At 30.9% G+C, this 12620-nt stretch carries 11 protein-coding genes; 9 read left to right on the top strand and 2 right to left on the bottom strand.

Features of this window, described 5'->3' with window-relative positions; translation table 11 throughout:
• Positions 1–110 precede the first annotated feature (110 nt).
• From ABD730_RS11375 to ABD730_RS11350, 6 genes are all read left to right on the top strand, one after another.
• Positions 111–1064 carry a sensor histidine kinase gene (locus ABD730_RS11375; protein WP_052823525.1) on the top strand — a complete coding sequence of 318 codons (954 nt, stop codon included), beginning with the start codon at positions 111–113 and terminating at the stop codon, positions 1062–1064.
• Entirely contained in the window at positions 1061–1759 is a 699-nt protein-coding gene (locus tag ABD730_RS11370; RefSeq protein ID WP_044633815.1) for a LytR/AlgR family response regulator transcription factor, read from the top strand. Before ABD730_RS11375 ends, ABD730_RS11370 begins: the two co-directional genes overlap by 4 nt.
• A 66-nt stretch (positions 1760–1825) precedes the next feature.
• A complete protein-coding gene (locus ABD730_RS11365) occupies positions 1826–2317 on the top strand; it encodes an RNA polymerase sigma factor (RefSeq protein WP_044633814.1) in 492 nt (163 codons plus the stop codon).
• Positions 2301–2957 (top strand): hypothetical protein, encoded by a 657-nt coding sequence (locus tag ABD730_RS11360; protein WP_044633813.1) that lies wholly within the window; start codon positions 2301–2303, stop codon positions 2955–2957. The genes ABD730_RS11365 and ABD730_RS11360 overlap by 17 nt, the downstream gene beginning before the upstream one ends.
• 102 nt (positions 2958–3059) lie before the next feature.
• Positions 3060–3512 carry a hypothetical protein gene (locus ABD730_RS11355; protein WP_044633812.1) on the top strand — a complete coding sequence of 151 codons (453 nt, stop codon included), beginning with the start codon at positions 3060–3062 and terminating at the stop codon, positions 3510–3512.
• 121 nt (positions 3513–3633) lie between these two features.
• Positions 3634–5031, top strand: a complete 1398-nt coding sequence (locus ABD730_RS11350) for an alpha/beta hydrolase family protein (RefSeq protein WP_044633811.1) — start codon at positions 3634–3636, stop codon at positions 5029–5031.
• 114 nt (positions 5032–5145) lie between these two features.
• Here the strand turns inward: ABD730_RS11350 and ABD730_RS11345 are convergent, their stop codons facing one another.
• Positions 5146–5847, bottom strand: a complete 702-nt coding sequence (locus tag ABD730_RS11345) for a LytR/AlgR family response regulator transcription factor (protein ID WP_044633810.1) — start codon at positions 5845–5847, stop codon at positions 5146–5148.
• Complete coding sequence (locus ABD730_RS11340) at positions 5844–6638, bottom strand: sensor histidine kinase (RefSeq protein WP_044633809.1); 795 nt, start codon at positions 6636–6638, stop codon at positions 5844–5846. Before ABD730_RS11340 ends, ABD730_RS11345 begins: the two co-directional genes overlap by 4 nt.
• A gap of 208 nt (positions 6639–6846) precedes the next feature.
• Between ABD730_RS11340 and ABD730_RS11335 the strand changes: the two genes are divergently transcribed.
• The 3 genes from ABD730_RS11335 (at position 6847) to ABD730_RS11325 (ending at position 12581) form a co-directional block, all read left to right on the top strand.
• Positions 6847–7734 (top strand): ABC transporter ATP-binding protein, encoded by an 888-nt coding sequence (locus tag ABD730_RS11335; protein ID WP_044633823.1) that lies wholly within the window; start codon positions 6847–6849, stop codon positions 7732–7734.
• 2 nt (positions 7735–7736) lie between these two features.
• Positions 7737–11030 (top strand): ABC transporter permease/M1 family aminopeptidase, encoded by a 3294-nt coding sequence (locus tag ABD730_RS11330; RefSeq protein WP_044633808.1) that lies wholly within the window; start codon positions 7737–7739, stop codon positions 11028–11030.
• 318 nt (positions 11031–11348) lie between these two features.
• Complete coding sequence (locus ABD730_RS11325; protein ID WP_044633807.1) at positions 11349–12581, top strand: adenylate/guanylate cyclase domain-containing protein; 1233 nt, start codon at positions 11349–11351, stop codon at positions 12579–12581.
• The last annotated feature ends 39 nt before the right edge of the window (positions 12582–12620 follow it).

Raw genomic sequence — 12620 nt, 5'->3', positions numbered from 1 at the left:
TCATTAAATTTGATACGTTTACAATATGAAAAGAGACGTTTATAAAATAAAAGCTGTAACCTTGAATATGCAATATAGATTTGTGTCAAAATCATAAATAAATTAAAATCATGACACATAAAAAACTTTATAAAGCAGCAGCAGTTCTATCTGTAATCATTATTATTTTGATGCTAATCTTAAGAAACGCTCAAAGCGAAATATTCGCAGTGCTTTCAAGTTCATTGGGTTTAGTAGTCTTTTACACCCTTTTGAATTATCTCTTTCAAACTGAAAAAATAAAATTTGGGACTTCTAACCTTCGATTAAAATATCTCTTTTTAGGAATAAGTATTCCGCTTTTAATATTTGCTATTGATGCTACTACAGATTTAGATGGAGGCTTTCTAAAGAATAGCGTAAGAATTCTTTTAGCAATTGCAGTTGCTTATTTAATTTTCTATTGGACCTACGAATACCGAAAAAGTATTCAAAAACTTAAAAAGGATAAATTAGAAGCCGAATTGATGCTATTAAAAAATCAAATAAATCCTCATTTTTTCTTTAACACACTTAACAATTTGTATGCCTTAATAAAAAAGGATGCTGATGCAGCTCAAGACTATGTCCTAAAATTATCAGATTTAATGCGATTCACTATTTACGATAGCGGAAAGGAAAACGTGCAGTTAAAAGATGAAATAGATTATTTAATAAATTTTATTGATTTACAAACTGCCAGATACCATAAAGACATTGATGTGAATTTTGAAAAATCAATTAAAAATCCAGAAACAAAAGTGGCACCTTTGTTATTCATTATTTTGCTAGAAAATGCTTTTAAACATGGCATTGAAAAAGCAACAGATAATGCATTTGTTCATTTACAACTTATTGAAGATGAAAATAAAATAAGTTTCACAGTTAAAAACAATTATGATGCTGAAGAATCATCAGAAGACAAAGGTATTGGGCTCAAAAATTTAAAAGATCGCTTAAATTTATTATATCCAAACACACATCAATTGTATAATAAAATTGAAGAAAACACCTATTCAACAACATTAGATATATATAAGAAATGATAAAATATATAATTGTAGACGACGAAACTGCCTCTCATGATAATATTAAAGATTATGCGAGTAATTTGTCTTATCTATCATTCCAAAAAAGTTGTTATAATGCTTTTGAAGCCCTAGACTATTTAAATAAGCATTCTATTGATCTAATTTTTTTAGATATAAATATGCCAAAGCTTTCTGGTTTAGAGTTTTTAAAAACACTTTCTAATCCGCCAAAAATTATCATTACTACAGCCTACAAGGAATTTGCCTTAGAAGGTTATGAATTGAATATTGACGATTATTTATTAAAACCATTTAATTTCAGTCGTTTTGTAAAATCTGTTAGTAAAGTTTCCGATGCATTATCAATTAAAGCCAGCCCAATACAAAATACGGAAACCATAGAAGACACTAAGATTTTTATAAAGGAAGATAAAAAATACTACCAGATAAAGTTAAAGGACATTCTGTTTTTAGAAGCCTATGGAAACTATGTAAAAATTAATATGGTTGATAAAGTGATTGTTTCTCATCAAACGCTAACATCCTTTACACATAATTTACCAGAGACACAATTTATAAGGATTCACAAATCTTTTATTATCTCAATAGATAAAATAGAATTAATTGAAGGTAATAGAATACATCTAAGGAATCACAAAATTCCAATAGGGAAAATGTATAAGCTTAATGTAAATCGATTAATAAAATAAAATCAATTTTGACATTAACCTGTAATAATTCTTAATTTAAGACACTAAACAATAAAAACAACACTATTGAGTAGCGATTTTTATAAATCATCCATTTTACCATTTGCAGGAATAATTATCAAATTATGTCGAGCGTATACTAACTCGCAAGAAGATTTTGAAGATTATTACCAAGAAGTGTGTTTACAAATTTGGAGAAGTAAAGACAATTTCCGTGAAGAATCGCAATGGAGTACTTGGGTATATCGTATTTCATTAAACGTCTGTTTAACCTTACTTAAGAAAAAGAAAAACAATGTTCAGCATTTTGTGTCTGATTCTATAACTGCTGAAGAAACCGAAAACAACTACGCGTTTTCAGACGAATCTCTAAATTTATTATATGATGCCATAAGAAAACTATCGGAAATAGATAGAGCCGTTATCATGCTTTATTTGGAAGAAAAATCGCAAAAGGAAATTGCTGAAATTATAGGAACGAACCCAAATAATATTGGTGTACGTGTTAAAAGAATTAAAACTAGATTAAAAAAATTATTAGATGGAAAAATCAATTGAAAACATTTGGAAAGAAGGTTTTCTCAAGAGCGACGCACTAGTAGTCCCAAAAATAAACAATCTTTACAACCAAAAATCAATTCATATTATTGATAAATTTAAAAGAATGTTTAAAATAAATTTGATTGCAATTATAGCATTCTCATTTATCTTTTTAATTGTCTCATTTTTTGTTGGCATACCAATAACAGGTGTTATATTTTTTATTACTCTTTCAGTTCTTGTGTTTATTAATAAGATGTTATTAAATGGATTAGAAAAAATTGACAAAGGTGCAAGTAGTTATCAATATTTAAAGTCATTTAATGAGTGGATACAAAAGCAGGTCGCAATCAATAAAAAAATGTCAAGATTTTTGTACCCAATTATATTTATGTCATTGGTTTTAGGCTTTTGGTTTAAAGATGCCGAAGGCATGCCTTTGGGTGAACGGCTTGTAGATGAAATACTTGTTGGTTTTCCAGATACCTATTTAATATTTGGAATCCCACTCATCGGAATTGTTATCGTGGCAGTCATCTTGGTTTTGCTATTCCTTGTTGGAGGTCGAATTTATAAATGGGATTTAAACATCGTTTATGGAAGAATATTCAAAAAACTAGAAGAATTGATGACAGATATAGAAAGCTTAAGAAGTTAAGCGTTTGATAATAAGGTGTTTTGTTGTGGTTTTTTAAAATAAATAAATTTTAGGTGTAATATTTTTTGATTTGGGCCACTAACCAAGAAAACAGTAAAAATTATGACACTATTAAATGCAATTAACTTTTTTGAAAGTTTAAAAACTGAATCCTCTAATAAATCTGAAATCAAGGTTTATACGCAATTTATTGAGATTCTTAAAAAATTAGAAAATAGAGCATTCACCACTGATGACATTCAATCCATAGAAACAGAACTAGATAGCTTAAAACTAAACTCAAATCCAGACAATAGAAAAAAATTCTTTAAAAACGCACTGAGTAAATTTGAGACCTATTTAAAGGACACCTTTTCTTTGACTTCTCAAGGATACTATACAAACCTGAGTGTAACTTTAGGAATGTTATTCGGAGTTATAGCTGGAATTCTAATAGGTGAGCGTTTTGAAAGGTCTTTAGGGATTTCCGTTGGCATTTGTATGGGACTATTTATTGGCGCATTAATAGGTCGCCGTAAGGATGCTCAAGCTAAAGAAGCTGGAAACGTGCTCTAATGTAAATCTAACTAAATCTCTCTTCAAATAGCTTCGATTACTAAATTAGTAATACTATTTTTTAATACCACAAGGCTAACGAAAATTTGGCCTAGACATCACCAATCAAAATTTAACGAACATGAAAACATTAACAATTATCATACTTTTAAATTTACTCGCCATTACTAGTGCACGTTCTCAAGATATTTCAGGACATTGGAACGGAACAACCAAAAGAGGCGATAAAGAAATCACTTTTGTTTTTAATATAAAACAAGAAAACGCTACGTATTCAACTACTATGGATGTTCCAACGTTTAGAATTGCTGGCATCAAACCATCAGCTACAACTTTTACAAATGGAAAGCTAATTATTGATGGCTCTAATGTTGGAATGAACTATACAGGAGTTTTTAATACTGAAGCACAACAATTTGAAGGTATTTACAAGGAAGGTGGCATAGAAATGGTCCTAAACTTAAAAAAAGGAACTATAAAAATAGAAGATTCGAAACGGCCGCAGGAACCTGTAAAACCCTACCCTTATTATGAAGAAGAAGTCATTTTTAAAAATAATGAAGCCAACATAACATTAGCAGGTACTTTAACCTTACCCAATAAAAACGGAAAATTTCCAGTAGTAATTTTAATTAGCGGAAGTGGTCCACAAGACAGAGATGAAAGTTTTATGGGACACAAACCTTTTTTAGTATTATCAGATTATTTAACAAGACAAGGCATTGGCGTATTGCGTTTTGATGATCGTGGAGTTGGAGAATCTACAGGAAATTTTGGTAAAGCAACCACAGAAGATTTTTCCAAAGACGTTTTGAGTGCCATCGCATACTTAAAAACTAGAAACGATGTAGATATTAAAAATATAGGTTTGATTGGTCATAGTGAAGGTGGTATTATCGCACCTCTAGCGGCTAACAACTCTAAAGATGTCGCTTTTATGGTGTTATTAGCTTCTACCGGAATTTCGGGAACAGAACTATCTGTAATGCAATCTAAAACATTGAGAGAATTTCCTGTTAAAGATGAGGTGGCTTATGAAAAAAACACCAGAAAAGCGATTGCAATTGTAATCTCTAATAAGAGTAAAACAGAAATTAAAATCGAATTGACAACTCATTATAATGAGTTTTTAAGACCCATTTTAACATCATTAAACGTACCAGAAAAGAATATCAATGCATTTATAGAAAACCAACTTAAAACAAGTTTACAACCTTGGTCACGCTATTTTTTACAATACAATCCTGCTGATGAAATTGAAAAATTACAAATTCCAGTGTTGTCATTAAATGGCAGTAAAGACACGCAAGTAAATGCAAAAATTAATCAAGAAGCTATAAGACAAGCACTAATCAAAGGCCAGAATAAAAATTATAAAATAGTGGAATTAGAAAACTTAAACCACTTCTTTCAAGAGTGTGAAACTGGAAAGATGGATGAATATAGAAAAATAGAACAAACATTTTCCCCAATAGCATTGAACGAAATAAAAAATTGGGTAATAGAACATCTGAAATAAGATATAAAATACTTGTAGTAACCTCTTGAATAATTCTTTACTAGTACTCACCTACTCATGAAAATCCTCACTCTATTTTCAGTCTAGATTATATATTGACATGGCAATAGCAAATTACTTCAATAATTGATTAACATTTGCTTTATAGAGCTTACCAATAGGTACCATATAATCGCCAATAAAAATCCGATTTCCTTCTATACTAACGATGTGCTTTTTTGCAACAGCAAATGACTTATGAACTTGAAGAAAATCATTCTCAGAAAGCAATTGGATGGTATCCGATATTTTTTCTCGAATGCTTATGGTTTCATTGCTTGTAACAACTTTGGTATAATTACCAGAAGCTTCAATAAATAGAATATCATCTACATCTACCTGAATATGACTATTATTTTGCTTTAAAAAAATATGTTGTCCTTCAGGTTTTATAGTCTCTTTATTGTCTTTTCTTATTGTACTGGTGTTAAGAGAGGTCACTTTATTCACAGCACTCAAAAAGCGTTCAAAACTAAACGGTTTTAACAAGTAATCAACAACGTTTAATTCGTAGCCTTCAATCGCAAATTCACTATACGCAGTGGTTACAATAACTTTTGGTGGAGATGATAAGGTTTTTAAAAATTGAAATCCTTTTAATTTAGGCATATTCAAATCTAAAAAAATGAGATCTATATCATGTTTGCTTAAGTAGTCAATAGCTTCTATAGCATCATAACAATCTGCTTTGAATTCTAAATTTGGTAGCATATCACAATAGCCTTTTATAATATCGTGTGCAATATGTTCGTCGTCTATAATGATATATGTAATCATAAGCCCTTAATATTCAATGTAGCGTTATAGATGGTATCTGTTTTGGAAATTGTTAAGGTATGCTTTTTTGGATATACCAATTCTAATCGTCGTTTTAGGTTTTTTAATCCAATTCCTGTTTCAGGGTTATCTTGTGTTTCATCAAAATTGTTTTCTATTTCAAAGGTCAATTCACTATTATGCGCTGTTAATGTGATATGAACATAAGCATTTTCTCTTAAATTTTCCACACCATGCTTAAAGGCATTTTCTAAAAGAATAATGAAAAGAAGTGGCATAATCTCATAATTAGTGTCGTTTGTTTCAATATTGAATTGTATATCAATCGCTTTATGATAACGCATTTTATGAAGTTCAATATAATTCTCGAGATAAGCTATTTCTTCAGACAGTAAAACCCTGTCTTTTTCGCCATCATAAATACTATAGCGCATCATATCAGAAAGTTTTAGAATGAGCTCTTGAGCTTTCTTAGAATCCTTATCCACTAATCCATAAAGGTTATTAAGCATATTAAAAAAGAAATGTGGATTCACTTGACTCTTTAAATGCATTAATTCTGTTTTTGCTTTTTCATTCTTCAATCTTATTAGTGATTTGATTTGTTTAAATAGCCAATGTGCAATGGTAATAAACACAAGGATAAAGTACAATGCAATAAATTCTACAAACCCTTCTAGTTTTCCAAAAGTGTCATTAAAAATGACGATGACTAAGCCTATAATAACCAGCGCTATTTTATATAACCGCTTGATAGTTTTCCTTTTTCTTTCTGGTATTTTAAAATTCATAATTCAATATTAATTAAATAAAACACCTCAGACAAATAAGTTGACAAACAGTATCTCATCAGTGACAAACAATCCTAAATGTGTTTTGAGGTGTCTTTATACCTTAAAAAAATGTGTTTGTCACTAATGCATGTGTTTGTGTCACTAACACTTTTTAAAGGCTAAAAACGCTTATATGTTTGTCTCAATCAATCAAAAAATGAACAGTATGGAACTCAGAATTGACAATCTATCAAAAACGTATTCAAACGGGATTAAAGCTTTACAAAACATTTCACTTGATATACCAAAAGGGATGTTTGGTCTATTAGGCCCAAATGGTGCAGGCAAGTCTACGTTAATGCGAACTATTGCAACACTGCAAGAAGCCGATTCTGGTTCCATTGTTCTTGGAGACATCGATGTCTTACAACAAAAAAATGAATTGCGACAGGTATTAGGGTATTTGCCGCAACAATTTGGCTTGTATCCAAAAATATCGGCAGAAGTATTACTCAATCATTTCGCAGTGCTTAAAGGCATCACCAATAAAAACGAACGTAAAGAATTAGTGAAAGCACTTTTGTATAAAACCAATTTATATGACGTGCGACAACAAAATCTGAAAGGGTTTTCTGGTGGGATGAAGCAACGATTTGGCATTGCACAAGCCTTACTTAACAATCCGAAGTTACTTATTGTAGATGAACCAACAGCAGGATTGGATCCTGTAGAACGCAATCGCTTTTACAATGTTTTAAGCGAGCTCGGAGAACATACTGTGGTTATTTTATCTACGCATATTGTTGACGATGTCAAAGAACTCTGCACAAATATGGCCATTATTAATCAAGGTCAAGTATGCTTAAAAGGGCAGCCGTTGCAGATACTAGAAGGCCTAAAAGATAAAGTCTATAAAAAAACAATCGAGAAATCAGAATTGAACCTATATAAAGAAAATTATCAGGTCATCAGTGAACGATTATTTCTTGGTAAACCAACTATTCATATAATAAGTGAGACTAATCCTGGAGATGGATTTACAGCTATTAATGCGGAACTAGAAGATGTGTATTTCTCAGAAATTTTCAATGGAACTAAAACTAAATCTATTTAATTATGTGGTATGAAATTTTTAAGTTCGAAATCCAATATCGAATTAAACGACCAGACACCTATGTGTTCTTCTTATTTATATTTCTGTTTTCAATTGTTGGTGTAGATTTTATTTTTCAAGGTTCAGAAATGGGGCTAATGAAAAGAAATTCACCCATAGTAATAGCGAAAACTATGGGAGCTATAACTGGTTTCTTTATGATTTTAGCCTCAATGATTATGGGAGTTTCTGTACTTAGAGATTTTGAGTACGAGATAGAGTCATTACTATTTTCTACACCTATCAAAAAAAGAGATTATTTAATGGGTCGGTTTTTAGGCGCATTTACTGTTCTGCTGTTTGTATTTACAGGAATTATATTGGGTATGATGTTGGGTGAATTTATGCCCTGGAATAGTCCAGATGAGCTATTAGCTTTTAATGCATTTATTTATATAAAGACCTTTGTAATGGTAACGTTACCAACGTTATTTTTTGGAGCAGCGTTGTTTTTTGTAACTGGTGCCTTAACTAGAAATTTAGTAGTTGTATATACACAAGGCGTGATCTTGTTTGTCGTATTTTTATTAACAAAAGCAATTACCAATGCGTTCTGGCAAGCTATTTTTGATCCATTTTCATTAACAACAGTAACCTATATTACAAAATCCTGGACGGTCTTAGAAAAGAGCACTCAAGAGCTTCCATTTATTAGTGCTTTGTTATATAACAAATTATTTTGGTTTTTTTTAGGAGTAATCGCATTAATGTATGGTTATAAAAAATTCAACTTTAATCTGGTTAAAGAAAAGAAATCAAAGAGAAAGCATGTTCAAAAATTAGTAGCTAAAAGTGCCAATAAAAATACTGATATAGAAATCCCTAAAGCTAAAAAACACTATGGTTTATCATCTAAATGGACACAATTAAAAGAGTTTTCGTGGTTTTATTTTATAAGTATTTTTAAACAACCATCATTTTGGGGAATTGTTATTTGCGGAATGATTATCATCTTAATCAATTCTGTAAATCTTGGAACTGTATATGGCGTTGATAGTTATCCTGCAACCTATTTTATAGTTGAGGAACTTCAGGAAACATCTTATTTTTTCTTTATCATCATCCTTGTTTTTTATTCAGGAGAATTGGTGTGGAAAGAAAGAGGTGCGAAGTTGAATTTAATTTATGATGCTACACCCATGTCAAGTTTTGTAAGGTTAGCTGGAAAGTTTATTGGATTAAACTTAATTTATGTCGTATTAATACTTGCTTTAATTAGTTCAGGGATAGTATTCCAAACGCTAAGTGGCTATTATAACTATGAATTGCAAGTGTATTTTAATGGATTCTTTTTAGAAATTCTACCCCTATTATCCATTTTTACCTGCTTAGCATTTTTCATACAATCTTTAGTGAATAATAAGTTTGTAGGTATCATTTTGGTGATTGTATTTAGTATTGTTAATGTAGCCATTGCTGTATTGGGATTTGATCATGATTTACACTTTTTTGGAGGAAGTTCCTTAGGTGCTTATTCAGATATGAATGGTTATGGGCATTTTTTACAACCCTATTTACTCATTAAATTGTATTGGTTTCTTTTCGGAATACTTTTATTAATCATAGGATCTTTAGTCGCTGTTAGAGGAAATGAAACAAATTTAATAAAACGAATAAGAGTTGCTAAATATAAGTTCAGCAAACCACTCATAAAATTTACTGACATCATTCTTTTTGCTTTTATCATTATTGGAGGGTTTATATTTTACAATACGAATATTTTAAATGAATATTGGAGCAATTCTGAAGCTACTGAATTCAGAGTAGCGTATGAAAAAGAATTGAAACAATTTGAATATATACCACAGCCCAAAATAATAGACGTTAACTTACAATTAGAGCTGTATCCTTCTAAACGAGATTACACAGTAGAAGGGTATTATATGTTAAAAAACACATCAATTGAAAACATAAAAGCCATCCATATTCAAAAACTTTTGGAAGAAAATGTTACTATAGACAGTATCTCTTTTGAAGGTGGTTTTACAACTAATAATCAATACAAAAAATTTGATTATTCAATTTTTAACTTAGAGAAAGCTTTACAACCTGGTGATTCTGTAAAAATGTATTTTAAGCAACGTTTTACAACCAAAGGCTTTGAGCAAGGTCGTTCTAATACCAATATTGTTTACAATGGTACATTTTTCAATAACGAACAGTTTCCAACATTGGGTTACAATAAAAAATATGAACTTCAAGATGAAGATAAACGAAGAGATCATAACTTATCAAAAAGATCTAAAAAAGTTAACATAGATGACCCTAAAGAATTAGTTAATGCGAGATCTGGTGGTGATTCTGATGGTATTAATTTTGAAATGATTATTGGTACATCCAAAGATCAAACAGCTTTGGTTCCTGGAGATTTATTGAGAAAATGGACAGATAATAATCGTAATTATTTTCACTATAAAACAAATACACCTATTATTAATTTTTATGCCATAGTTTCTGCTGACTATGAAATTAAAAAAGACAAATGGATGACAAGTAATGAGGCGATCACTGAGCCTGTTGACCTTGAAATTTATTATCAAAAAGGACATGAGTATAACATCGATAGAATGATGAAGTCTATGAAAGCATCCTTAGCCTATTATAGTAACAACTTCAGTCCTTATCAATACCAGCAACTGCGTATTATGGAGTTTCCACGTTATGCGCAATTTGCGCAATCTTTTCCTGGAACTATTCCATTCTCAGAATCTATTGGATTTGTGTTAGATATAGATGACGAAAAAGATGTAGATATGGCTTTTTATGTGACTGCACATGAAGTAGCTCACCAATGGTTTGGAATGCAAGTGGAAGCTGCGAATGTGCAAGGTCAATTGATGGTTTTAGAAACCTTATCTCAATATGCAGCAATAATGGTTTTAAAAGAGCAGTATTCCGAAGAAAAAGTGCAACAGTTTTTAGCACTTCAATTGGATAAATATAAAGAAGGAAAACAACAAGAAAGTAAGGAAGAACCATCTCTTGCTCTTGTAGAAAATCAAGATTATGTCTATTATGCTAAAGGAGCGATCAATATGTATGAACTTCAAAAAGCAATAGGAGAAAAGAATGTGAATTTAGCATTAAAATATTTTCTTGAAGATTGGAATACAAAAAACGGCAAACTAAAAATGCAGACTGATAGATATGCGACAACTCAAGACTTACTAGAGTATTTCAGAGCAGTTACACCAAGCAATCTCCAGCATATCATCGAGGAGCTTTTTGAATCTGTGGGTGTATTAAAAAATCACTAAGGTTAAATAAATCAACTTCTCATAAAAGCATAAAACCTGTGCTTATTGTGGCAAACCATTAAAAATCTTACGTTAGCTAAGAAGATGATCAAACAAGCGGAACACATTTATAATAAAGAAAGAACATATCTAAGCTTAAAATAAAACGAACCACCATATGTTTAGATCAATAAGGAGAGGTATGCTACCATTTTCACAAAAGAATAAAGAAAATCTGCAATTTTTGACCTTCTAAAAATCCAGAAATTAACGCTAAAAAGGTTAACTTACTTGCGTATAATAAAGACATTAACAATTCATAAAACTTGAAAAGCATTTATGTCAATTTATGATAAAAACAAGTCTAGATTCTTTCAAAGAATAGTCGATATTGGCGCTGAGTACAATTTTTCTATAACTGAACTCAGATATTTACGTGTTACGAATATTGCATCTCTTTTAGGTGTAGTTTATAATGTAACTTGGATGCTAATTGCATTATTCTTGACAGACGCATTAATAATTTACGGAAGTAATACTTTTTTGGGATTAATGTTTCTAATGGCGTTAATTTTCAATTGGAAAGGGTTACGAGTCCTGGCTTCCGTTTGGCTTATTCTAGCATCTTATATGTCTGTTCTCTTATTTCTTTACTTGCTAGGGTTTTCCTCAGGAGTTGCAGTTGTTTGTTTCCTAATTATTATTCTGCCATATATGACTTTTCCTCGTAAGGCTAGGAATATAGCCCATGTCTTTAGTATTCTAGCTTGCCTAACGTTGATTGCTACAGTAATATTTCAATCAAATATAAAATCCCATTTTGGAGGATTAGATCCCTATATATCACAAATAGTTAATATCAGTATTACTGCATTGATTTGCTTCATACTAATAGCAAGTATGTCTATTTTAATAGATCAATCTGAGGAATCTTTAATGGTTGAACAGAAAAAATCAGATGATCTTCTGCACAATATATTACCCGCAAACATAATAAGAGACTTAAAAGAAAGCGGTAAAACAATTCCAAAAAGACACAAAAATATCACTGTCCTGTTTACTGATTTTGAAGGATTTACAAATCTTGTGGCGTCCATGTCAGCAATCACTTTAGTCAATGAACTCAATGATATTTTTGGTCGATTCGATGAAATTATGGAAGAAACGAAAGTAGAAAAAATTGAAACGATTGGTGATGCGTATATGGCAGCGTGTGGCCTTGAAAAAGAAACGATAAATCATGCTACTAACTGCATCAAAGCCGCACAAAAGATGCTATCCTATCTTGAGGAGAGAAATCAAAGCCATGTCATAAAATGGAGAATGAGGGTTGGTATACATTCTGGATCTGTAGTAGCAGGGGTTGTGGGCAAGAAGAAGTTCGCATACGACCTTTTTGGAGACACGATAAATACCGCCAGCAGGATGGAATCTGCAGGTGAAGTAGGTAAAATCAATATATCTTCATCCACCTATGAACTGATTAAAAATGAATTTTCGTGTATTTCTCGTGGAAAGATCCATGCAAAGGGAAAAGGGAAATTGGACATGTACTTTCTGAATCAAACTTAAAACGCATAAAATTAATCAAGAAAACAAATAGTATTTTTA

It is taken from the genome of Winogradskyella damuponensis, assembly GCF_039538385.1.
Taxonomy (GTDB): Bacteria; Bacteroidota; Bacteroidia; order Flavobacteriales; family Flavobacteriaceae; genus Winogradskyella; species Winogradskyella damuponensis.
The sequence above is the reverse complement of the archived record's forward strand: the minus strand, read 5'-3'. Positions and strand labels throughout refer to the sequence as shown.